This window comes from Vreelandella neptunia (assembly GCF_034479615.1).
Classification (GTDB): domain Bacteria; phylum Pseudomonadota; class Gammaproteobacteria; order Pseudomonadales; family Halomonadaceae; genus Vreelandella; species Vreelandella neptunia.
The window spans coordinates 123,825-143,217 of the sequence record NZ_CP140255.1 but is presented as its reverse complement, the minus strand read 5'-3'; the positions used below and the strand labels follow the sequence as shown (position 1 = coordinate 143,217).

Annotated in this window: 33 protein-coding genes; 2 read left to right on the top strand and 31 right to left on the bottom strand. The window is 55.8% G+C overall.

Annotated elements, in window-relative coordinates; translation table 11 throughout:
* Nucleotides 1-75: 75 nt before the first annotated feature.
* Nucleotides 76-513, top strand: a complete 438-nt coding sequence (locus SR894_RS00740; protein ID WP_244286534.1) for a DoxX family protein — start codon at nt 76-78, stop codon at nt 511-513.
* Nucleotides 514-598: 85 nt separating this feature from the next.
* Entirely contained in the window at nt 599-1,336 is a 738-nt protein-coding gene (locus tag SR894_RS00735; RefSeq protein ID WP_133731692.1) for a DODA-type extradiol aromatic ring-opening family dioxygenase, read from the top strand.
* Here the strand turns inward: SR894_RS00735 and trhP are convergent.
* From trhP to rpsJ, 31 genes are all read right to left on the bottom strand, one after another.
* Nucleotides 1,329-2,720: a prephenate-dependent tRNA uridine(34) hydroxylase TrhP gene (gene trhP, locus SR894_RS00730; RefSeq protein ID WP_133731693.1), complete on the bottom strand. Its 1,392-nt coding sequence runs from the start codon at nt 2,718-2,720 to the stop codon at nt 1,329-1,331. The genes SR894_RS00735 and trhP overlap by 8 nt on opposite strands.
* Before the next feature lie 120 nt (nt 2,721-2,840).
* Nucleotides 2,841-3,716: a DMT family transporter gene (locus SR894_RS00725; RefSeq protein ID WP_244286535.1), complete on the bottom strand. Its 876-nt coding sequence runs from the start codon at nt 3,714-3,716 to the stop codon at nt 2,841-2,843.
* A gap of 91 nt (nt 3,717-3,807) precedes the next feature.
* On the bottom strand, nt 3,808-5,133 hold the full coding sequence (locus SR894_RS00720) for a D-alanyl-D-alanine carboxypeptidase family protein (RefSeq protein ID WP_133731694.1): 1,326 nt from the start codon (nt 5,131-5,133) through the stop codon (nt 3,808-3,810).
* A 322-nt stretch (nt 5,134-5,455) separates the two neighbouring features.
* Nucleotides 5,456-5,842, bottom strand: coding sequence for a 50S ribosomal protein L17 (gene rplQ, locus SR894_RS00715; RefSeq protein ID WP_008959150.1), 387 nt, complete (start codon nt 5,840-5,842; stop codon nt 5,456-5,458).
* A gap of 39 nt (nt 5,843-5,881) precedes the next feature.
* Complete coding sequence (locus tag SR894_RS00710) at nt 5,882-6,877, bottom strand: DNA-directed RNA polymerase subunit alpha (protein ID WP_064235085.1); 996 nt, start codon at nt 6,875-6,877, stop codon at nt 5,882-5,884.
* 98 nt (nt 6,878-6,975) lie between these two features.
* On the bottom strand, nt 6,976-7,596 hold the full coding sequence (rpsD, locus tag SR894_RS00705) for a 30S ribosomal protein S4 (RefSeq protein ID WP_008959152.1): 621 nt from the start codon (nt 7,594-7,596) through the stop codon (nt 6,976-6,978).
* Nucleotides 7,597-7,608: 12 nt separating this feature from the next.
* Nucleotides 7,609-7,995 carry a 30S ribosomal protein S11 gene (gene rpsK / locus SR894_RS00700; RefSeq protein WP_007111985.1) on the bottom strand — a complete coding sequence of 129 codons (387 nt, stop codon included), beginning with the start codon at nt 7,993-7,995 and terminating at the stop codon, nt 7,609-7,611.
* A gap of 39 nt (nt 7,996-8,034) precedes the next feature.
* Nucleotides 8,035-8,391 carry a 30S ribosomal protein S13 gene (rpsM, locus tag SR894_RS00695; RefSeq protein WP_022520863.1) on the bottom strand — a complete coding sequence of 119 codons (357 nt, stop codon included), beginning with the start codon at nt 8,389-8,391 and terminating at the stop codon, nt 8,035-8,037.
* Between the two features lie 124 nt (nt 8,392-8,515).
* A complete protein-coding gene (gene rpmJ / locus SR894_RS00690; RefSeq protein WP_008959154.1) occupies nt 8,516-8,629 on the bottom strand; it encodes a 50S ribosomal protein L36 in 114 nt (37 codons plus the stop codon).
* A 64-nt stretch (nt 8,630-8,693) separates the two neighbouring features.
* The gene (secY, locus tag SR894_RS00685) at nt 8,694-10,025 is read right to left on the bottom strand and encodes a preprotein translocase subunit SecY (protein WP_133731695.1); all 1,332 of its coding nucleotides are present in this window, start codon (nt 10,023-10,025) and stop codon (nt 8,694-8,696) included.
* Entirely contained in the window at nt 10,026-10,460 is a 435-nt protein-coding gene (gene rplO / locus SR894_RS00680) for a 50S ribosomal protein L15 (RefSeq protein WP_133731696.1), read from the bottom strand. It abuts the gene before it with no gap.
* A 3-nt stretch (nt 10,461-10,463) separates the two neighbouring features.
* On the bottom strand, nt 10,464-10,646 hold the full coding sequence (rpmD, locus tag SR894_RS00675; protein WP_064235087.1) for a 50S ribosomal protein L30: 183 nt from the start codon (nt 10,644-10,646) through the stop codon (nt 10,464-10,466).
* Nucleotides 10,647-10,652: 6 nt separating this feature from the next.
* Nucleotides 10,653-11,153 (bottom strand): 30S ribosomal protein S5, encoded by a 501-nt coding sequence (gene rpsE, locus SR894_RS00670; protein WP_007111990.1) that lies wholly within the window; start codon nt 11,151-11,153, stop codon nt 10,653-10,655.
* Nucleotides 11,154-11,164: 11 nt separating this feature from the next.
* Nucleotides 11,165-11,515: a 50S ribosomal protein L18 gene (rplR, locus tag SR894_RS00665; protein ID WP_008959159.1), complete on the bottom strand. Its 351-nt coding sequence runs from the start codon at nt 11,513-11,515 to the stop codon at nt 11,165-11,167.
* Between the two features lie 9 nt (nt 11,516-11,524).
* Nucleotides 11,525-12,055: a 50S ribosomal protein L6 gene (gene rplF, locus SR894_RS00660; RefSeq protein ID WP_223288618.1), complete on the bottom strand. Its 531-nt coding sequence runs from the start codon at nt 12,053-12,055 to the stop codon at nt 11,525-11,527.
* Between the two features lie 9 nt (nt 12,056-12,064).
* The gene (gene rpsH / locus SR894_RS00655; protein WP_035582690.1) at nt 12,065-12,457 is read right to left on the bottom strand and encodes a 30S ribosomal protein S8; all 393 of its coding nucleotides are present in this window, start codon (nt 12,455-12,457) and stop codon (nt 12,065-12,067) included.
* Between the two features lie 32 nt (nt 12,458-12,489).
* Nucleotides 12,490-12,795, bottom strand: a complete 306-nt coding sequence (rpsN, locus tag SR894_RS00650; protein WP_040479530.1) for a 30S ribosomal protein S14 — start codon at nt 12,793-12,795, stop codon at nt 12,490-12,492.
* Between the two features lie 10 nt (nt 12,796-12,805).
* Nucleotides 12,806-13,345 (bottom strand): 50S ribosomal protein L5, encoded by a 540-nt coding sequence (gene rplE, locus SR894_RS00645; protein ID WP_007111995.1) that lies wholly within the window; start codon nt 13,343-13,345, stop codon nt 12,806-12,808.
* A gap of 18 nt (nt 13,346-13,363) precedes the next feature.
* Entirely contained in the window at nt 13,364-13,678 is a 315-nt protein-coding gene (rplX, locus tag SR894_RS00640; protein WP_007111996.1) for a 50S ribosomal protein L24, read from the bottom strand.
* A 14-nt stretch (nt 13,679-13,692) separates the two neighbouring features.
* On the bottom strand, nt 13,693-14,064 hold the full coding sequence (gene rplN / locus SR894_RS00635) for a 50S ribosomal protein L14 (RefSeq protein WP_008959163.1): 372 nt from the start codon (nt 14,062-14,064) through the stop codon (nt 13,693-13,695).
* A gap of 49 nt (nt 14,065-14,113) precedes the next feature.
* Nucleotides 14,114-14,374 carry a 30S ribosomal protein S17 gene (gene rpsQ / locus SR894_RS00630; RefSeq protein ID WP_007111998.1) on the bottom strand — a complete coding sequence of 87 codons (261 nt, stop codon included), beginning with the start codon at nt 14,372-14,374 and terminating at the stop codon, nt 14,114-14,116.
* A gap of 1 nt (nt 14,375) precedes the next feature.
* A complete protein-coding gene (gene rpmC / locus SR894_RS00625) occupies nt 14,376-14,567 on the bottom strand; it encodes a 50S ribosomal protein L29 (protein WP_007111999.1) in 192 nt (63 codons plus the stop codon).
* Nucleotides 14,567-14,980 carry a 50S ribosomal protein L16 gene (gene rplP, locus SR894_RS00620; RefSeq protein ID WP_007112000.1) on the bottom strand — a complete coding sequence of 138 codons (414 nt, stop codon included), beginning with the start codon at nt 14,978-14,980 and terminating at the stop codon, nt 14,567-14,569. Before rplP ends, rpmC begins: the two co-directional genes overlap by 1 nt.
* Nucleotides 14,981-14,995: 15 nt before the next feature.
* Nucleotides 14,996-15,700, bottom strand: coding sequence for a 30S ribosomal protein S3 (gene rpsC / locus SR894_RS00615; protein WP_133731698.1), 705 nt, complete (start codon nt 15,698-15,700; stop codon nt 14,996-14,998).
* Between the two features lie 10 nt (nt 15,701-15,710).
* Nucleotides 15,711-16,043, bottom strand: coding sequence for a 50S ribosomal protein L22 (rplV, locus tag SR894_RS00610; protein WP_007112002.1), 333 nt, complete (start codon nt 16,041-16,043; stop codon nt 15,711-15,713).
* 18 nt (nt 16,044-16,061) lie between these two features.
* Nucleotides 16,062-16,337, bottom strand: coding sequence for a 30S ribosomal protein S19 (gene rpsS, locus SR894_RS00605; RefSeq protein WP_009098993.1), 276 nt, complete (start codon nt 16,335-16,337; stop codon nt 16,062-16,064).
* A 33-nt stretch (nt 16,338-16,370) separates the two neighbouring features.
* Nucleotides 16,371-17,201, bottom strand: a complete 831-nt coding sequence (gene rplB / locus SR894_RS00600; RefSeq protein ID WP_008959166.1) for a 50S ribosomal protein L2 — start codon at nt 17,199-17,201, stop codon at nt 16,371-16,373.
* A gap of 17 nt (nt 17,202-17,218) precedes the next feature.
* The gene (rplW, locus tag SR894_RS00595; RefSeq protein WP_008959167.1) at nt 17,219-17,515 is read right to left on the bottom strand and encodes a 50S ribosomal protein L23; all 297 of its coding nucleotides are present in this window, start codon (nt 17,513-17,515) and stop codon (nt 17,219-17,221) included.
* The gene (rplD, locus tag SR894_RS00590) at nt 17,512-18,117 is read right to left on the bottom strand and encodes a 50S ribosomal protein L4 (protein ID WP_071695001.1); all 606 of its coding nucleotides are present in this window, start codon (nt 18,115-18,117) and stop codon (nt 17,512-17,514) included. Before rplD ends, rplW begins: the two co-directional genes overlap by 4 nt.
* 15 nt (nt 18,118-18,132) lie before the next feature.
* A complete protein-coding gene (gene rplC / locus SR894_RS00585; protein ID WP_035582685.1) occupies nt 18,133-18,771 on the bottom strand; it encodes a 50S ribosomal protein L3 in 639 nt (212 codons plus the stop codon).
* A 161-nt stretch (nt 18,772-18,932) separates the two neighbouring features.
* A complete protein-coding gene (gene rpsJ, locus SR894_RS00580; protein ID WP_007112007.1) occupies nt 18,933-19,244 on the bottom strand; it encodes a 30S ribosomal protein S10 in 312 nt (103 codons plus the stop codon).
* Between the last annotated feature and the right edge of the window lie 149 nt (nt 19,245-19,393).

Here is a 19,393-nt window from a genome sequence, read left to right as displayed (position 1 = left end):
GCAAATTACGCTGATTATCTCACGCTCACTCGACGGTAAAGTAGCTTTATCAACCACTCGATGGAAGCTACTACGATGACAACGCATACTCACTCTGCCCCCTCTCTACAGCCCTCTGTACAGCACTCTTTACAACCCCAGGCCATCTCACTACTGCGCGTCGCACTGGGTGTGATGGCTCTTGCCCACGGTTTGCTCAAGGTGTTTGTGTTTACCCTGCCGGGCACCGTCGGCTATTTTGAATCACTGGGTTTACCAGGGTTTCTGGCTTACTTGACCATTGCTGCCGAAGTAGGCGGTGGCGCCGCCCTGATTCTGGGTGTTTATACCCGCTGGGTGAGCCTGGCCCTGGTGCCGGTACTGCTTGGCGCTGCGTGGGTGCATCTTGGCAACGGCTGGATGTTCTCAAATGCCGGCGGCGGTTGGGAATTTCCGGTGTTCTGGACGCTGGCGTTAATCGTGCAAGCGGGCCTGGGCAGCGGCCGCTGGGTGCTAAGTAACCGATTCACCTAACACTATCACCTAAAACTATCACCTAACCCTATTGCCAGCGCTTGCTTACCGCCAGCGTTGGCCATGCTGCTGAGGAGACTCACTCATGTTACCTAGCCTGTTTATTTCCCATGGTTCGCCCATGCTGGCCCTCAATAAAACCCCGGCTCATGCCTTTCTACGTGAACTGGGCAGGCAGCTTGCGCCCAAGGCGGTGGTGGTGGTCTCAGCGCACTGGGAGAGCCTGGCGCTTAAGGTCAGCACCAGCGCCAAGCCAGAAACCATTCACGACTTTGGCGGCTTCCCTCGGGCGCTTTTCGAGTGCCAGTATCCCGCCCCTGGCGAACCTGAACTGGCCGAACGACTGGCCGTGTTACTGGGCGCCGAGCGGGTAGAGCGCGGCCTGGATCACGGCGCCTGGGTGCCCCTTTCACTGATGTTTCCTGACGCCAATGTGCCGGTTGTCTCGCTGTCGCTTCCGGTGCGCTGGAGCAATGCGGAGCTGGCCACGCTGGGCGAGCGCCTGTCGGCGCTGCGGGAAGAGGGGATTTTGGTGATCGGCTCGGGCAGCCTGACCCATAACCTGTATGAAATCATGCCCCAGGAGAGCCCTGTGCCCGCCTGGGTAGATGAGTTTGCCACTTGGGTAAGCGAGTGCCTTATCGCCAACGATCGTGAAGCGTTGCTTAGCTGGGAGCGCGCACCCAACGCGCTGAAGAACCACCCGACCCCTGAACACTTTCAGCCATTGCTGGTGGCCATGGGGGCAGGAGGCGACGCAAAACAGCTGCACCACAGCGTTGAGCACGGTGTGCTTGCGATGGACGTTTATGCGTTTAGCTGATCGCTACCCCTAACGATTCAGGTTGTGCTGCGCTGGAAGGCGCGAGATCACGCATTAACAGCGCAAACTCAAGCTGTTCAGGGGTGATGCTGACCTTGGGGAGGGGAATTCGAACGCGATGCCCCGAGCCAGGCGCTGCGCTTTGCGATTCACCTCGCAAATTCTCGATATGCTCGAGCACGAAGCGGTGATTGCCACCTGGCAACATAAGCTCCATACCATCCCCCACTTCAAAGCGGTTTTTAACCTCGACTTCCAACCTGCCACGAGCCGGATCAAACCCCAGCACTTCACCGACGAACTGCTGGTGAACGCCGATGGAATGCCCCTGCTCATAGCTTTGGAACTCGCCGTGCACATGGCGTTGATAGAAGCCTTCGGTGTAGCCTCTATTCGCCAGGTTCTCAAGTTCATCCATTAGCCGTTTGTTAAAGGGGCGCCCAGCGACGGCGTCATCAATGGCTTGCCGATAGACTTGCGCTGTACGCGCGACGTAGTAGTGGGACTTGGTGCGCCCTTCAATCTTTAGCGATGCCACGCCCATTTGCGTCAGCCGAGCAACATGCTGCACCGCGCGCAGATCCTTGGAGTTCATGATGTAGGTGCCGTGTTCATCTTCATACACAGGCATCAGCTTGCCAGGGCGGGAAACGTCTTCAATCAGGGCCGAGAGCTCGTCTGGACTGTCGGCCGCTACGCTACCACTGCCTTGGGCGGCTATTAAGTCGCCCGTGTCATCGTGGGTTGCCGCTATGGTGTTGTATTTCCAGCGACACGCGTTGGTGCAGGTGCCTTGGTTAGGATCGCGATGATTGAAGTAACCCGACAGCAGGCAACGCCCTGAATAGGCGATACACAGTGCGCCGTGGACAAAGGTTTCGATCTCTAAGCCTGGGCACTGCTCGCGTATTTCGCCGATCTCTTCCAGTGACAGCTCCCGGGACAAAATGATGCGGCTGATACCTTGCCGCTGCCAGAATTGGGCGGCAGCCCAGTTGACGACATTCGATTGCACCGAGAGGTGGATGGCTTGTTCCGGCCAGCGATCACGCACCATCATAATCAGGCCGGGATCCGACATAATCAGCGCATCGGGCCTTGCCTCAATCACCGGCGCCATATCCTGGAGGTAGGTTTTCAGCTTGCTGTTGTGGGGGGCAATGTTGGAGGCCACGTAAAACTGCTTGCCTCGGGCATGGGCGTACTCGATACCACGATGTAAGTTATCAATTTTAAAATCGTTGTTGCGCACCCGGAGAGAGTAGCGCGGCTGCCCCGCGTAAACCGCATCAGCCCCATAGGCAAACGCATAACGCATGTTCTTAAAGGTGCCGGCAGGGGAAAGGAGTTCGGGAGCTTGCTTAAGTCGTTCGGGGGCTTGCATAGACGGTCACCGTGATCAGGACGATGGCTCGCAGCGGGCTGCGATGAAAGGCCTGGATTATAACCAGCCCAACCCCGTCGTTTTGGCAAGCTCACGGCTTCCGTGACCTAGATCAAATAGTCACGCCGTTGGACGACGTTTCAGGGTCGTGCGCCGGTCGTGATACGCCACCGCTAGCCCGCTGCCCATTATCAAGGCGCTGCCTACCCAGACCCAGAGATCTGGCATTTCACCCCAAAACCACCAGCCCAACAGTACCGCCCAGAGCATGGCGGTGTAATCAAAGGGCGCGGCGATGGCCGCAGGGGCAAACCGAAAGGCCAAGGTGATAAAAGCGGTGGCCGCAACGCCCAAGATGCCGGAGGCGAAAAAGCCTACCCAGTGCCAAGGGTGAGGTGTTTGCCACACCCAGGGCAGCGTTAGCGCGGTCACCACCAGAGGCACGCAGGTCATATAAAACAGCATTGCCCAGAGGTGTTCGCGGGCACCGTAGCGCCGGGCGGTAATCATCATCAGCGCATAAAATAGCGCCGCGCCCACTAATACCAGCGCGCCCACCTGAAACGCCTCGCCGTTGGGCCGCACCACGATCAGTACCCCCACAAAACCAACTAAAGATGCAATCAGCACCGGTGGGTCAATCCGCTCTCCCAACAATGGCACCGAAAGCAGGGTCACAAACAGCGGTGCCACAAAGGCGATCGCCGTGGCTTCTGCCAGGGGTAGCAGCGTCAGCCCCCATACGAAACAGACCATGGTGGCGGTATAGATCAGGCCGCGCAGTAAATGGACGACCGGCCGTTTCGTGCGCAGCTTGCGTAATCCACCGGCAAAATGGGCAAGCAGGGCAATCAACGGTAGCGACACCAAGGCACGGAAGAAAATAATCTGCAGCGGCGAGTGCACTTCACCTAACCACTTGGAAACGGCGTCGCCTAGGGCGAGAAAAAGAACGCCCAAACACATGCAGAGTATGCCTTTCAGCGAGGTTGTCACCGCGATCTCCCTGTTCACTGGTCAATATAAAGTGCCAAAAAAGAAAAACCCCGCCAATTAGCCATTGGCGGGGTGATCACAGCCCACCCGCTTATAAGCTGGCGTTAACGACCATGCAGTCCATACCTTGGGAGTGCAGCTCGCGGCAGGCTTGACGGGCTCTCTGCTCGTCCAGCGCCATGAGCCGGGCGCGATAAACCGGGCTTTGGCCCTCTACGGTGTCCACAGCAATACGACCACCTAAACTTTGGGCAATGCGTTGAGCGGCTTGCTGCGCCAACTGCCGTGCTTGGGCTTCTCGACTGAAGGCACCTACTTGAACCCCCCAACCACCGCCTGTTTCATTAGCAGAGGCCAGCTGTCGTTCGCGCTCAATGAACGCTTGCAGTGGGTCGGGCTGAGGTGCCTCGCTTTCGGGAGGGGGACGCTGAATGGTGGCAATATCAGCCAACTGCTCGTCAAGATCGACCAACGGCGTTGAAGGGGTGGCGTTGGCCGAGGGCGATGTAGTTTCGACCACCGCTAGCAGGGGCTGCTGTGGCGCAGGCTGCTGGGGTGCAACCGGCTGAGCAGGTGGCTCAAAGGCCATAAATTCCCGCGAGAAGCTGGTGTCGCCCATCCAGCTTTGCTGATCCCGAAGCGACGCACGCAGGAAGCTACGATCCAGCAGATTGGCCATATGGGTATCCCGAGACTGGGATGAGAACCCACCCATGACGACTCCCACTAAACGCCGATCACCGCGCACTGCGGTAGTGGCTACGTTAAAGCCAGAGGCGCGAATAAAACCGGTTTTTAGGCCGTCGGCGCCTGGATAGTCGCGCACCAAACGATTGTGACTGGTATGCCGGGTACCCCGGTAGCTAAACTCTTGCAGGCCGAAGTAGTGGTAATACTGGGGAAAGTCCTGCATTACGCGTACCGACAGCGTCAGCATATCCCGTGCGGTGGTTATCTGGCCGGCATCAGGCAGGCCGGAGGCATTGCGAAAGGTAGTGGCGTGCATACCCAGCTCGCGTGCCTTGGTGGTCATCATTTGCGCAAAATGCGCTTCGCTGCCGCCCAAGGCTTCGGCGACCACCGCGGCAACGTCATTGGCAGAGCGCACCGCGAGAGCGCGAATAGCGGTATCCACGGGGATAGAGCTACCCGCCGCCAGCCACAGTTTGACTGCAGGCTTGGCGGCCGCATAAGAGGAGACCGGCAAGGGCTGATCCAAGCGCAGCGTACCCTCTTCTAACGCTTCAAAAGTGAGATAGAGCGTCATCATTTTGGTGAGCGACGCAGGGTAACGCTGATCGTCAATGTTCTCGGCGTAAAGCACTTCGCCATTGTCCAAATCCACGACGATACCCGCGTAACGCGGGTTGTCGGCATGCGCCGTGGTAACCGTCGCGAGTATGAGCAGCATTAGCATACTCAAAAACCCTATCGCCGACGCTCCCCCGACAGCGCTTTTTATCCTCGCATACATAACTGCCCCTTGCCTGTTATCAAAGCCTGGTTCTAATCGCTGTTTAACCAATCCGCCGCTGCGCCACTACCATGCCACACTCTCGATACAGCGCAAGGCTCCCCCTGGCGGGATGGCAACGCTCACTACGTTTAATAATAAGCCGAGTATAGGCGATTAACAGGCAGTTAAGCGTAGAAAAAGAGAAGATTAATGCACCCATAAAAAAAACCGACCCTTTAGGGGTCGGTTTTCATTCGCTACCAAAGAAACACAGCGCAGAGTATTACTCTTCTGCAGCGGCTTCTTCAACAACCGGACGGTCAACTAGCTCAACGAACGCCATAGGCGCGTTGTCGCCGGTGCGGAAACCGCACTTGAGAATACGGACGTAACCGCCCGGACGCTCGGCATAACGCGGACCTAGTTCGTTGAACAGTTTGCCGACGGCTTCTTTAGAGCGCGTGCGGGCAAATGCCAAACGACGGTTTGCAACGCTATCCTGCTTAGACAAGGTGATCAGCGGCTCGATAACGCGACGCAGCTCCTTGGCTTTCGGCAGGGTTGTCTTAATGACTTCATGTTCGACCAGCGAGACAGACATGTTCTTGAACATGGCCTGACGATGCGAGCTGGTGCGATTCAGATGACGACCACTCTTACGATGACGCATGGTTGTAATTCCTTACCAAACTGGGACTCAAGTCGACGCTCACGCGGAGGCCTTGTCGTCCTTCAGGCTAGCGGGTGGCCAATTTTCCAGCCGCATACCGAGGGACAAGCCACGCGCCGCCAATACGTCTTTGATTTCATTCAAAGACTTTTTACCGAGGTTCGGTGTCTTCAACAGCTCCACTTCTGTGCGCTGAATGAGATCACCGATATAGTAAATATTCTCGGCTTTTAGGCAGTTCGCGCTGCGAACGGTCAACTCAAGATCGTCTACGGGGCGCAATAGAATTGGATCGACATGATCCTCTTCCTCTTCGACTTCCTGCTCTTTATCAGCTTCCAGGTCGACGAAGGCGGCCAGCTGCTCTTGCAGGATGGTCGCACTGCGACGGATAGCCTCTTCCGGATCCAGGGTACCGTCGGTTTCCAGATCGATAATCAACTTATCAAGATCGGTGCGCTGCTCTACACGAGCGGCTTCAACCGAGTAGGAAACACGGCGGACAGGGCTGAAGGTGGCATCCAGCTGCAGGCGGCCAATGGCACGTGTCTCTTCATCAGAGCCGCGCGCGTCAGCCGGCTCGTAGCCACGACCCAGCGCTACCTTAAGCTGAATTTTCAGCTCGGCACCTTCATTGACATGAGCAATGACGTGATCCGGGTTGACGATTTCGACGCTATGATCAAGCGCAATGTCGCCAGCGGTGACGACGGCTGGGCCCTGCTTGTTCAGCGTGAGCACCGCCTCATCGCGGCTGTGCATCTTGATCGCAACATCTTTCAAGTTCAGGAGGATTTCAATGACATCTTCCTGCACCCCTTCGAGCGCACTGTATTCATGCTCGACGCCGGCGATTTCAGCCTCTACCACGGCACAGCCGGGCATAGACGAAAGCAGAATGCGACGCAGTGCATTCCCCAGGGTGTGACCAAAACCACGCTCGAACGGTTCGAGTACGATTTTGGCGTGATGTGCGCTGATTTCTTCGACCTTGATGTCGCGAGGACGGAGAAACTCTGTCACTGAACGCTGCATATGAACACCTTTCAGGCTGCCAAACGGATACTTGGTACTCGGTACGATCTGGCGCGGGCGTTAAACCGGCACCAGATCGACAAGAAACAGAAAACTGCTTACTTGGAGTACAGCTCGACGATCAGGTTTTCGTTGATGTCGGCAGACAGGTCACCGCGTTCAGGCAGAGCCTTGAAAGTGCCTTCCATCTTCTTGGCGTCGATTTCGATCCAAGCGATATCGCCACGGTTGGCCGCAATGGACAACGCGCTTTGAATACGTGCTTGGTTTTTCGCCTTTTCGCGAATGGAAACAACGTCACCCGGCTTCACTTGATAGGAAGCTACGTTAACGGTGCGGCCGTTCACGGAAATCGCCTTGTGGCTGACCAGCTGACGCGCTTCAGAGCGAGTCGAGCCGAAGCCCATGCGGTAGACGACATTATCCAGTCGGGATTCGAGCAACTGCAACAATACTTCACCAGTCGCGCCTTTCAGGCGAGCGGCTTCTTTGTAGTAGTTACGGAACTGTTTTTCGAGTACGCCATACATACGACGTACTTTTTGCTTCTCGCGAAGCTGCAAGCCGTAGTCTGAAAGACGCTGACGACGCTGGCCGTGTACACCCGGGATCTGCTCGGATTTACACTTTTTCTCGAAGGGAGTCACACCACTCTTCAAAAAGAGGTCTGTGCCTTCACGACGAGACAGTTTGCACTTCGGTCCAATATAACGAGCCATGAATCTGTCTCCTTAAACGCGGCGTTTCTTCGGCGGACGGCAGCCATTATGGGGAATGGGCGTCGCGTCTACGATGCTTTGCACGCGGAAGCCGGCGGCATTCAGTGCGCGCACGGCGGATTCACGACCGGGACCTGGGCCTTTAACCAGTACGTCTACGTTTTTCACACCATACTCGGCTGCAGCAGTTGCTGCACGTTCGCTTGCCACTTGAGCAGCGAACGGGGTGCTCTTGCGAGAACCACGAAAACCCGAACCACCGGCAGTCGCCCAAGAAAGAGCGTTGCCCTGGCGGTCTGTGATCGTCACGATCGTGTTGTTAAAAGAGGCATGGATATGCGCAATCGCATCCACTACCTGCTTTTTAACCTTTTTACGGTTACTACGCGGGTTAGCCATGTTGATGTCTATTCCTGTCTTTACGCCAGAACGTGCGTGTTATTTGCGGATCGGCTTACGCGGGCCCTTACGGGTACGCGCGTTAGTCTTGGTCCGCTGACCACGCAGCGGAAGACTACGACGATGACGCAGACCACGGTAGCAGCCTAAGTCCATGAGACGCTTAATGTTAAGCGTAACATCACGACGAAGGTCGCCTTCTACGGTGTACTTGCCAACTTCAGAACGCAGGGTGTCGACTTCTTCAGAAGACAGATCCTGGATCTTGGCAGTAGGCGCGATACCGGCTGCAGCACAGATGTGCTCAGCACGGGTACGGCCAATCCCGAAGATATAGGTCAGCGAGATCGCCGCATGCTTGTTGTCCGGGATATTGACGCCTGCAATACGGGCCATCAGCTTACTCCGAAATTTGAGCGGCTTGCTCGTTTATTCATCTACAAAAGGCGCAACAGCATACCCCTTTAGTTGCCCTAAGGCAAGGGGTATGCTGGCACCCGCTTAATACAACCCAGGCTTATTAACCCTGGCGCTGTTTGTGCCGTGGTTCGCTGCAGATGACGCGGACAGCGCCATTGCGACGAATGATCTTGCAGTTACGGCACATTTTCTTTACGGAAGCTCGAACTTTCATCGATCTTTCTCCAAAAACCGGCTCGCGGCGCGCCCTCTCTAACTTAATAGGGGTGGACGGCGCCTCAGCGCATGATACCGCCGCTACCGTAGCCTTTCAGGTTGGACTTCTTCATCACTGAGTCATACTGATGCGACATGAGATGCGACTGCACCTGGGCCATGAAGTCCATGATGACCACGACTACGATTAACAACGAGGTACCGCCGAAAAAGAACGGCACGTTCCACGCCACAATCAAGAACTGGGGCATCAAGGAAACCGCAGTGATATACAAGGCACCGAACAGGGTCAAACGTGTCATGACCTTGTCGATATAGCGAGCGGTCTGCTCGCCGGGGCGAATGCCCGGCAGGAAAGCGCCTGACTTTTTAAGATTGTCAGCCACATCCTTGGGGTTGAAGACCAGCGCTGTGTAAAAGAAGCAGAAGAATACCACTGCCGCCGCGAAAAGCAAGATGTAAAGCGGTTGACCTGGGCCTAATGCCTGAGATGCACGCTGCAACCACTCCATACCTTCACCGGCACCTACCCATTGGCCAATAGAGGCCGGGAAGAGCAGGATACTGGAGGCAAAAATCGCCGGGATAACACCGGCCATGTTGACCTTCAAAGGCAGGTAGCTACTTTGCCCTGCATACATCTTATTGCCCACTTGCCGCCGAGGGTAATTAACTTTGAGACGGCGTTGGCCACGCTCAATGAAAACTACAAAGGCGACAGTCGCAATACCTAACGCTGACAGCGCTAACAGCGGCAGAACATTCCAGGCCCCTTCATTACGGGCAAGCTCGAAGGCTTGGCCCACGGCACTGGGCAGTCCAGCGACAATACCGGCGAAAATCAGCAGCGAAATACCGTTGCCGATGCCCTTCTCGGTAATCTGCTCACCTAGCCACATCATAAACACCGCGCCCGATACAAAGGTAATCACGGCGGTGAAATAGAAGCTGAAGTCAGCACTGTACGCGATGCCTTGGCTAGCCAGACCGACGGACATGCCGGTAGCCTGGACAAAAGCCAGTATCACCGTGCCGTAGCGGGTGTACTGGCTAATCTTGCGGCGGCCAGCCTCACCCTCTTTCTTGAGCTGTTCAAGATGAGGGGAGACCGCAGTCATGAGCTGCATGATAATCGACGCCGAAATATAGGGCATTATACCCAGGGCGAGAACGCTCATGCGCTCCAGGGCGCCACCCGAGAACATGTTAAACATGCCCAGGATGGTGCCCTGTTGCTCCCTAAACAAGGCAGCAAGCTGGTCAGGATTGATACCGGGAACGGGAATGTGGGCACCAATACGGTACACCACGATGGCGAGGAGCACGAAGCGCAAACGCGCCCACAGTTCACTCAGACCGCTGCCCATCGCCGGCATGTTTCCTGACTTGGCCATTTAGTCCTCTACCTTGCCGCCAGCGGCTTCGATCGCTTCACGGGCACCTTTGGTGACCTTGATTCCGCGAACGGTAACCGCCGTTTTCAGTTCGCCAGAAAGGATGATCTTCGCGTGTAGCGTAGAGTCCTTCAGCACGTTGGCTTCTTTCAAAGTAGCCATGGTGACTTCGCCACCGGCTACTTTTGACAGCTCAGCCAGGCGTACTTCTTCAGAGACCAGAGATTTTGCAGACGTAAAACCGAATTTCGGCAAACGACGCTGCAAAGGCATCTGACCGCCTTCGAAACCGGGCTTAACACTGCCGCCACTACGTGATTTCTGACCTTTGTGACCACGGCCACCGGTCTTACCAAGACCGGAACCGATGCCACGTCCAACGCGCTTCGCAGCGTGTTTGGAGCCCGGAGCCGGGCTTAGGCTATTAAGTTTCATGGATTACTCTCCCTCAACGCGCACAAGGTAGTTAACCTTGTGGATCATGCCGCGTACGGCGGGGGTGTCTTCCAGTTCAACCGTATGACCGATGCGACGCAGACCCAAGCCTTTCATAGTAGCTTTGTGCTTGGGCATGATGCCGATGGTGCTCCGGATCTGGGTAAACTTGATCGTTGCTGCCATGGTGTCTTACCCCGTGATCGCTTCGACAGACAGACCGCGCTTAGCGGCCACGTCTTCCGGTGCTTGCATGGAGGAGAGACCTTTAACAGTCGCTCGTACCACGTTAACCGGGTTAGTGGAACCGTAGCACTTGGCCAGTACGTCGTGGACACCGGCGAGCTCTAGTACAGAGCGCATGGCGCCACCGGCGATGATACCGGTACCTTCAGAGGCCGGCTGCATGTACACCTTGGAAGCACCGTGACGGGCTTTGACCGGGTACTGCAGCGTATGGCCAGCAAGGTTCACCTTGACCATGTTGCGACGAGCTTGATCCATCGCTTTCTGGATTGCGACCGGCACTTCACGCGCCTTGCCACGACCGAAACCGACACGACCTTTACCATCACCAACGACGGTCAGTGCGGTGAAGCCGAAAATACGACCACCCTTGACCACCTTGGCGACGCGGTTGACCTGCACTAACTTCTCTTGCAGATCACCGCTTTGCTGTTCGTTCTTCGCCATCGTAAAACCCTTTAGAATTCCAGGCCGCCTTCACGTGCGGCGTCGGCCAGCGCCTTGACGCGGCCGTGATACTTAAAGCCAGCACGGTCGAAGGCCACCTGGGTGATGCCTGCTTCTTTAGCGCGTTCAGCAATCAGAGCACCTACTTTAGAGGCCGCATCTGAGTTGCCGGTCGCACCCTCGCGCAGTGCTTTGTCCAGCGTAGAAGCACTGGCTAGCACTTTGCCACCATCCGGCGAGATAATCTGCGCATAGATGTGACGCGGGGTACGGTTGACGCACAGGCGATACACGCCCAGCTCGCGGATCTTTGCGCGAGCGCGGCGGGCACGACGGAGACGAGATTCTTTCTTCGCGTTCATAACCCTGCCTTACTTCTTCTTGGCTTCTTTGCGACGCACCTGCTCGTCGGCGTACCGAACACCCTTACCTTTATACGGCTCAGGGGGACGGAAGGCGCGGATTTCCGCGGCGCACTGGCCGAGCTGCTGCTTATCGGCGCTTTTCAGCACGATAACGGTGTTCTTCGGCGTTTCCGCTGACACACCTTCAGGCAGTTCGTAGTCGACCGGGTGCGAGAAGCCCAGTGAAAGATTGAGCGTCTGGCCCTTAGCTTGGGCACGATAACCGACGCCAACAATTTCGAGAGTCCGTGTAAAACCCTCGGATACGCCCGTTACCAGGTTCTGAACCAAGGCGCGGGTAGTACCGGCCATTGCCCAGCTCTTGGCAGATTCGCTCGGGGCGAAGGTCAGCTGGCCATCTTCCTGACCGACCACTACATCAGAGTGGATGGTCATAGATAGCGTGCCCTGGCCGCCTTTGGCGGTCAGCTGGTCAGCATTGATTTTAATATCAACGCCGGCAGGCACTTTAACCGGATATTTCGCTATGCGGGACATTCCAGCCTCCTAGAATACGGTGCAGATGACTTCGCCACCGACACCCGCTTGGCGCGCGGCACGATCGGTCATGACACCATTGGATGTGGTGACAATCGCGATACCCAGGCCATCGGCAACCTTAGGCAAGTTGTCCTTGCCCATGTAGCGGCGCAGGGACGGCTTGGAAACCCGCTGAATGTGCTCAATGACCGGCTTACCCTCAAAGTACTTGAGAGTTACGGTTAGCTCGGGCTTAACGCCCTCCGCTACCGCAAAGTCGGCAATGTAGCCTTCTTCCTTTAGCACTCGGGCCACTTGCACTTTCAGCTTGGAGGACGGCATGGTTGCCGTCTCCTTGGTGGCCATCTGCGCATTGCGGATACGGGTAAACATATCCGCCAGAGTGTCTTGCATGCTCATTTAATGTGCGCTCCTGATAATACTACGTGGCGTTACCAACTGGATTTTTTCAACCCAGGAACGTCGCCACGCATGGCGGCTTCACGCAGCTTGTTACGGCCGAGGCCGAACTTGTTGTAAAAACCGTGCGGACGACCGGTGATACGGCAGCGATTACGCTGACGCACCGGGCTTGAGTCGCGCGGCAGTTGCTGCAGCTTCAGCGTCGCCTCGAAGCGGTCTTCCTCAGTCGTGTTAACGTCTGAGATGATCTTCTTGAGTTCAGCGCGCTTGGTCGCATACTTCGCGACCAGCTGAGTACGCTTAAGCTCACGCTCTACCATACTTTTCTTAGCCATGATCTCGCCCCTATTTCTTGAACGGGAAGTTCAGCGCGGTTAGCAGCGCACGACCTTCCTCGTCGGTTTTGGCGGTCGTAGTGATAGTGACGTCCAACCCCCGGATGCGATCGATTTTATCATACTCGATCTCCGGGAAGATGATCTGCTCACGCACACCCATGGAGTAATTGCCACGACCGTCGAAAGACTTCGGGTTGAGACCACGGAAGTCACGCACGCGGGGAATCGCGATGTAAACCAAACGGTCCAAGAAGTCCCACATACGCTCAGCGCGCAGTGTTACCTTGATTCCGATTGGCCAACCTTCGCGCACCTTGAAGCCCGCGATGGACTTACGTGCCTTGGTCACCAACGGTTTTTGACCAGAGAGTTTCTCTAGGTCGCCGATGGCATTGTCAATCAACTTTTTATCGTTGACTGCTTCGCCGATACCCATGTTCAGAGTCACTTTCGTGATCCGGGGTACCTGCATAACGTTGGCATAGCTGAACTCTTCTTTGAGTTGAGCTGCTACCTCGTTTTGATAACGTTCTTTCAAGTTCGCCATTTTGCTACCCGACTCGCGTTAGGCGTCGATCTGCGTCTGCGTCGACTTGTAGATACGTACCTTGGTACCGTCTTCCTTCACTTGGAAGCCGACGCGATCCGCCTTACCGGTCTCCGAATTGAAGATGGCTACGTTGGACGCGTGAATCGGAGCCTCACGCTCGACGATACCGCCCTGATTACCCGCCATGGGATTTGGCTTGGTGTGACGTTTAATCATGTTCACACCGGACACCAAAAAGCGGTTTTCTAATACCCGCTTAACGGTGCCACGCTTGCCTTTATCCTTCCCGGCGATGACGATGACTTCATCGTCACGTTTGATCTTTTGCATATCCGCCTCGCTCCTTACAGCACTTCAGGCGCTAAGGAAATGATCTTCATGAACTTTTCATTACGAAGTTCACGAGTCACCGGCCCAAAAATACGGGTACCGATGGGCTGTTCGTTGGTGTTATTCAACAAAACTGCCGCATTTCCATCGAAACGGATGAGCGAACCGTCGGGACGACGGACGCCACTACGGGTCCGGACCACGACCGCTTTTAGCACCTGGCCTTTTTTGACCTTGCCACGCGGAATCGCTTCCTTAACCGTGACCTTGATGATATCACCAACGCGAGCGTAACGACGGTGTGAACCGCCTAACACCTTGATGCACTGCACCCGGCGCGCTCCGCTGTTGTCGGCGACATCCAGCATTGTCTGAGTCTGAATCATCGGTTTTCTCCAAACCTAATCTGACTGCACTGATTGACAAGCCTCGGGATTAACCCTTGGCGTGTTCAACCACCTCGACCAGCGTCCAAGCTTTTTTCTTGGAAAGCGGACGGCACTCTTGAATAGAGACCGTATCGCCTGCCTTAGCCTGGTTCGCCTCATCATGGGCGTGCAGCTTGGTGGAGCGCTTAACGTATTTTCCGTAGATCGGGTGACGCTCGCGCCGCTCGATCATGACGACGATGGACTTGTCCATCTTATCGCTCACCACTTTACCGGTGAGCGTACGCTTTGTGTTTTCTTCGGCCATCTCAATCACCTGCCTTCTCGTTGAGCAAAGTCTTAACGCGGGCGATATCCCGGCGGACCTGCTTGAGCAGATGAGTCTGGCTCAGTTGGCCAGTGGCCTTCTGCATGCGCAGGTTAAACTGCTCGCGGAGGAGTTCGAGGAGTTGCTCCTGGAGCTCTCCTGCGGACTTTTCACGAATTTCCTGGGCTTTCATCACATCACCGTCCGTTTCGCAAAGGTGGTGGATAAGGGCATTTTCTGTGCGGCAAGCTCAAACGCTTCACGAGCGAGCTCTTCCGACACGCCTTCAATTTCATACAGGACCCGACCCGGTTGGATCTGGGCAACCCAGTACTCAACAGAACCTTTACCTTTACCCATACGAACTTCGAGCGGCTTCTTGGAGATCGGCTTATCAGGGAAGACGCGGATCCAGATTTTACCGCCACGCTTTACGTGACGTGTGATCGCACGACGGCCTGCTTCGATCTGACGCGCAGTGATGCGGCCGCGACCAGTAGCTTTAAGGCCGTATTCCCCGAAGCTGATCTTGCTTCCGCGATGCGCCAGGCCACGGTTGCGGCCTTTCATCATCTTGCGGAATTTCATACGCTTGGGCTGTAACATCGACTCGCTCTCCCCTTACCTGGAACCTTTCTTCTTGGGCGCGTTGCCGGAAGGCTGCTGTTGCTTAGCCTTGGCACGTACTTCCTCGATACCGCCGAGAATTTCACCCTTGAAGATCCACACTTTGACGCCGATAACGCCATAGGTGGTGTGAGCTTCGTAAGTGGCGTAGTCGATATCCGCACGCAACGTGTGCAGCGGAACGCGACCTTCGCGGTACCATTCGGTACGTGCGATTTCAGCGCCACCAAGACGACCTGACAGCTGAATCTTGATGCCACCAGCGCCAAGACGCATTGCGTTCTGTACCGCGCGCTTCATAGCACGACGGAACATGACGCGACGCTCAAGCTGACCCGCTACGTTAGCAGCGACTAGCTTGGCATCCAGCTCCGGCTTGCGAACTTCTTCGATGTTCACATGCACGGGAACGCCCATCATCTGGGTGAGATCGCGACGCAAACGGTCGACATCTTCACCTTTCTTACCAATCACGATACCCGGACGGGCAGTGTGAATGGTGATGCGGGCATTGTTCGCCGGACGCTCGATGTGGATGCGGCTAACAGAGGCGCTTTTAAGACGCTCTTCCAGGAAGCTACGCACTTCGAGATCGTTATTGAGCTTATCGGCGTAAGCGCCGCGCTCAGCATACCAGACAGAAGCATGGTCTTTGACGATGCCCAGTCGAATGCCTGTTGGATTGACTTTCTGACCCATCGGTCGACTCCTACTTCTCGGCTACCTTGACGGTGATGTGGCACGTGCGCTTCAAGATACGATCCGCACGCCCCTTGGCACGCGGCTTGATACGCTTGAGCGTCATGCCCTCATCGACGCAGATGGTCGAGACACGCAGCTCGTCAATATCCATGCCGTTATTTTCTTCCGCGTTTGCAATCGCGGATTGCAGCACCTTCTTAACCAGCTTGGCAGCCTTCTTCGGTGAGAAGGTCAGCAGGTCGAGTGCCTCGGCGACAGGTTTACCGCGCACCTGGTCAGCCACCAAACGGGCCTTCTGGGCGGATAAACGAGCGCCAAGCAGCTTAGCTGTGACTTCCATCTCTCAATCCTCTCTGGCTTACCGTTTGGCTTTTTTATCCGCCGCATGCCCACGATAAGTGCGGGTAGCAGCGAATTCGCCCAATTTGTGGCCAACCATTTCCTCGGATACGTGCACCGGGACGTGTTGGCGACCGTTATGGACCGCGATAGTGAGGCCTACCATATTGGGCAGGATCATAGAACGACGCGACCAGGTCTTGATCGGTTTACGGTCGTTCTTCTCCACTGCAGCCTCTACCTTCTTCAAAAGATGAAGGTCAATGAAGGGACCTTTCTTTAGTGAACGTGGCACAGCCGTTACCTCTTAATGTCTTGGCAATTTAGATCAACGCGTCTTGTTACGACGACGAATGATCAGCTTGTCGGTGCGCTTGTTCTTACGCGTCTTGTGACCCTTAGTCGGCACACCCCATGGGGATACCGGGTGACGACCACCACTGGTGCGGCCTTCGCCACCACCGTGTGGGTGATCGACTGGGTTCATCGCGACACCGCGAACAGTCGGACGCACGCCTCTCCAGCGCTTCGCACCGGCCTTGCCAAGTTGACGCAGGCTGTGCTCAGAGTTGCTCACTTCACCCAACGTCGCGCGGCACTCGGCCAACACTTTACGCATTTCGCCAGAGCGAAGACGCAGGGTGGCATAGTTACCTTCACGAGCAACCAACTGGGCGCTTGTACCGGCACTGCGAGCAATCTGCGCACCTTTACCCGGCTTGAGTTCGATGCAGTGCACCGTAGAACCCAACGGGACGTTACGCAGCGGCAAGGCATTGCCTTTCTTGATTGACGCGTTAACACCCGATTCCAGCACGTCACCCGCGCTGACACCTTTCGGTGCAATGATGTAACGACGCTCACCATCGGCATACTTCAGCAGTGCAATGTGCGCACTGCGGTTGGGATCGTGCTCCAGGCGCTCAACGGTGGCAGGAATGCCATCCTTGGTGCGCTTGAAATCGATCAACCGATAGTGGTGACGATGACCACCGCCCACGTGGCGGGTGGTGATACGACCGTAGTTATTCCGGCCGCCGGACTTGGACTGTTTTTCCAAAAGCGGTGCATAGGCACGGCCTTTAAACAGTTCCTCGCCAACGATCTTGACGACGTGGCGACGACCGGCGGAAGTGGGTTTGGTCTTGACGATTGCCATTATCCGTACTCCTGCCCTTATTCGGCGCCAGAGAAGTCTTCGAGCGTTTCACCCGCAGCCAGGGTCACATACGCTTTGCGGTAACCCTTACGCAGGCCAACGCCGTTCGCAGTACGCTTTGTTTTACCCTTCATGTTCAGTACCTGAACACTACCGACCTTTTTGCCGAAGAGTGCTTCAACGGCCTTTTTGATCTCGGGCTTGGTAGCATCAGATGCCACCTTGAAAACGTACTGGTTGCGCTCGGCTGCCATTGCGGCCTTTTCGGTCACGTGCGGCCCAAGCAGAACCTTAAATACGCGTTCCTGGTTCATGCCAGCTTCTCCTCGAATTTACGCAGGGCGGAGACGGTAATCAGCACCTTATCAAAGGCTACCAGGCTTACCGGGTCAGCTGCCGCGACATCCACCACGTCAACGTGGGGAAGGTTGCGCGCGGCTAAATAGAGCTTTTCGTCAACTTCTTCAGTAACGATCAACACTTTCTCAAGGTTGAGCTCTTTTAGCTTGGCAGCTACCTGCTTGGTCTTAGGCGCATCAACGACGAATTCTTCAATCGCGACTAAACGCTCTTGACGTACCAGCTCTGACAAGATGGAGCGCATCGCTGCACGGTACATCTTGCGGTTAACCTTCTGGGTGTAGTCTTGCGGACGCGCCGCGAAGGTTACGCCACCACTACGCCATAGCGGAGAGCGGATGGTACCGGCACGTGCACGACCGGTGCCTTTCTGACGCCACGGCTTTTTACCACCGCCACGAACGTCGGAACGACTCTTTTGTGCGCGGGTTCCCTGACGACCAGCCGCCAAATAGGCAGTGACAACCTGGTGAACGAGCGCTTCGTTGAATTCTTTGCCAAAAGTGGCGTCGGCTACTTCAACGGTACCCGTGCCTGCAGCAAGATTCAGATTCATTGGTAATTATCCCCTTCAGCCTGCTTTCACGGCGCTGCGAACGATAACGTCACTACCGGGAGCACCCGGTACGGCGCCTTTAATCAGCAGCAGGTTACGCTCGGCGTCGACACGGACGATCTCAAGGCTCTGCACGGTGCAACGGGCGTTACCCATTTGACCGGCCATCTTTTTGCCTTTGAAAACGCGACCCGGAGTCTGACACATGCCGATAGAACCCGGCGCGCGATGCGACAGAGAGTTACCGTGAGTCATATCTTGGGTGCGGAAGTTCCAGCGCTTAACAGCACCCTGGAAGCCTTTACCCTTAGAGGTGCCAGTCACGTCAACCATTTGACCAGCTTCGAAGAGGGATACGGTGATTTCGCCGCCTACTTCAGGAATCTCTTCGCCTTCTGCAAGACGAAATTCCATCAGTGCACGACCAGCTTCAACACCCGCCTTGGCAAACTGTCCAGCTTGCGCTTTGGTGAGGTGCTTAGCTTTACGAGAGCCAGATGTGACCTGAATCGCTGCGTAACCGTCAGACTCGACAGATTTAACGCGTGTAACACGATTAGGATCAACTTCAATAACGGTTACGGGCACAGACGCGCCGTCTTCGGTAAAGACACGGGTCATCCCGGCCTTTTTACCGACTAAACCGATAGTCATACTCAGTCTCCTATAGTGTACGGGGCTATCACCCGCTATGGCTGCCCTTTCCAGAGCATTCCACTAGCACATTGTATGGCGCCTCACGGCGCGGCGGCTGCTGCTCATGCCAACTCTTTACAAAGAGCGATGAGCGCTGGGCCGCAAAGTGACTAGTGTAATTAGTTGAGTTTGATTTGCACGTCTACGCCTGCGGCGAGATCAAGTTTCATCAAAGCATCAACAGTTTTTTCGGTCGGCTCAACAATGTCGAGCACACGCTTGTGCGTACGAATCTCATACTGGTCACGCGCATCTTTGTTGACGTGCGGTGAGATCAGAATGGTGTAACGCTCGCGGTTGGTCGGCAGCGGAATCGGACCACGAACCTGAGCACCAGTACGTTTAGCGGTTTCAACAATCTCCGCTGTAGACTGATCGATCAGGCGATGGTCGAAAGCTTTCAACCGAATGCGAATCTTTTGGTTCTGCATTTGCCCTAAACTCCAATGGATGTCGACGGCGCGAGCCGTCTACCCACGCATTCAAAGGATGCGCATTATAGGCACGCCAAAAGCCCATGTCAAACATTTGCTGTTGGTGCGCAGAAAAGGGGGCTCATCAGAGCCCCCTTCATCATTCA

What these genes read in the sequence shown, in the direction of transcription:
- SR894_RS00740 (WP_244286534.1), top strand. Translation starts at nt 76, where the DNA reads ATGACAACGCATACTCACTCTGCCCCCTCTCTACAGCCCTCTGTACAG.
- SR894_RS00735 (WP_133731692.1), top strand. Translation starts at nt 599, where the DNA reads ATGTTACCTAGCCTGTTTATTTCCCATGGTTCGCCCATGCTGGCCCTC.
- trhP (WP_133731693.1), bottom strand. Translation starts at nt 2,720, where the DNA reads ATGCAAGCCCCCGAACGACTTAAGCAAGCTCCCGAACTCCTTTCCCCT.
- SR894_RS00720 (WP_133731694.1), bottom strand. Translation starts at nt 5,133, where the DNA reads ATGCTAATGCTGCTCATACTCGCGACGGTTACCACGGCGCATGCCGAC.
- rplQ (WP_008959150.1), bottom strand. Translation starts at nt 5,842, where the DNA reads ATGCGTCATCGTAAGAGTGGTCGTCATCTGAATCGCACCAGCTCGCAT.
- SR894_RS00710 (WP_064235085.1), bottom strand. Translation starts at nt 6,877, where the DNA reads ATGCAGCGTTCAGTGACAGAGTTTCTCCGTCCTCGCGACATCAAGGTC.
- rpsD (WP_008959152.1), bottom strand. Translation starts at nt 7,596, where the DNA reads ATGGCTCGTTATATTGGACCGAAGTGCAAACTGTCTCGTCGTGAAGGC.
- rpsK (WP_007111985.1), bottom strand. Translation starts at nt 7,995, where the DNA reads ATGGCTAACCCGCGTAGTAACCGTAAAAAGGTTAAAAAGCAGGTAGTG.
- rpsM (WP_022520863.1), bottom strand. Translation starts at nt 8,391, where the DNA reads ATGGCCCGTATTGCAGGCGTCAATATCCCGGACAACAAGCATGCGGCG.
- rpmJ (WP_008959154.1), bottom strand. Translation starts at nt 8,629, where the DNA reads ATGAAAGTTCGAGCTTCCGTAAAGAAAATGTGCCGTAACTGCAAGATC.
- secY (WP_133731695.1), bottom strand. Translation starts at nt 10,025, where the DNA reads ATGGCCAAGTCAGGAAACATGCCGGCGATGGGCAGCGGTCTGAGTGAA.
- rplO (WP_133731696.1), bottom strand. Translation starts at nt 10,460, where the DNA reads ATGAAACTTAATAGCCTAAGCCCGGCTCCGGGCTCCAAACACGCTGCG.
- rpmD (WP_064235087.1), bottom strand. Translation starts at nt 10,646, where the DNA reads ATGGCAGCAACGATCAAGTTTACCCAGATCCGGAGCACCATCGGCATC.
- rpsE (WP_007111990.1), bottom strand. Translation starts at nt 11,153, where the DNA reads ATGGCGAAGAACGAACAGCAAAGCGGTGATCTGCAAGAGAAGTTAGTG.
- rplR (WP_008959159.1), bottom strand. Translation starts at nt 11,515, where the DNA reads ATGAACGCGAAGAAAGAATCTCGTCTCCGTCGTGCCCGCCGCGCTCGC.
- rplF (WP_223288618.1), bottom strand. Translation starts at nt 12,055, where the DNA reads ATGTCCCGCATAGCGAAATATCCGGTTAAAGTGCCTGCCGGCGTTGAT.
- rpsH (WP_035582690.1), bottom strand. Translation starts at nt 12,457, where the DNA reads ATGAGCATGCAAGACACTCTGGCGGATATGTTTACCCGTATCCGCAAT.
- rpsN (WP_040479530.1), bottom strand. Translation starts at nt 12,795, where the DNA reads ATGGCTAAGAAAAGTATGGTAGAGCGTGAGCTTAAGCGTACTCAGCTG.
- rplE (WP_007111995.1), bottom strand. Translation starts at nt 13,345, where the DNA reads ATGGCGAACTTGAAAGAACGTTATCAAAACGAGGTAGCAGCTCAACTC.
- rplX (WP_007111996.1), bottom strand. Translation starts at nt 13,678, where the DNA reads ATGCAAAAGATCAAACGTGACGATGAAGTCATCGTCATCGCCGGGAAG.
- rplN (WP_008959163.1), bottom strand. Translation starts at nt 14,064, where the DNA reads ATGATTCAGACTCAGACAATGCTGGATGTCGCCGACAACAGCGGAGCG.
- rpsQ (WP_007111998.1), bottom strand. Translation starts at nt 14,374, where the DNA reads ATGGCCGAAGAAAACACAAAGCGTACGCTCACCGGTAAAGTGGTGAGC.
- rpmC (WP_007111999.1), bottom strand. Translation starts at nt 14,567, where the DNA reads ATGAAAGCCCAGGAAATTCGTGAAAAGTCCGCAGGAGAGCTCCAGGAG.
- rplP (WP_007112000.1), bottom strand. Translation starts at nt 14,980, where the DNA reads ATGTTACAGCCCAAGCGTATGAAATTCCGCAAGATGATGAAAGGCCGC.
- rpsC (WP_133731698.1), bottom strand. Translation starts at nt 15,700, where the DNA reads ATGGGTCAGAAAGTCAATCCAACAGGCATTCGACTGGGCATCGTCAAA.
- rplV (WP_007112002.1), bottom strand. Translation starts at nt 16,043, where the DNA reads ATGGAAGTCACAGCTAAGCTGCTTGGCGCTCGTTTATCCGCCCAGAAG.
- rplB (WP_008959166.1), bottom strand. Translation starts at nt 17,201, where the DNA reads ATGGCAATCGTCAAGACCAAACCCACTTCCGCCGGTCGTCGCCACGTC.
- rplW (WP_008959167.1), bottom strand. Translation starts at nt 17,515, where the DNA reads ATGAACCAGGAACGCGTATTTAAGGTTCTGCTTGGGCCGCACGTGACC.
- rplD (WP_071695001.1), bottom strand. Translation starts at nt 18,117, where the DNA reads ATGAATCTGAATCTTGCTGCAGGCACGGGTACCGTTGAAGTAGCCGAC.
- rplC (WP_035582685.1), bottom strand. Translation starts at nt 18,771, where the DNA reads ATGACTATCGGTTTAGTCGGTAAAAAGGCCGGGATGACCCGTGTCTTT.
- rpsJ (WP_007112007.1), bottom strand. Translation starts at nt 19,244, where the DNA reads ATGCAGAACCAAAAGATTCGCATTCGGTTGAAAGCTTTCGACCATCGC.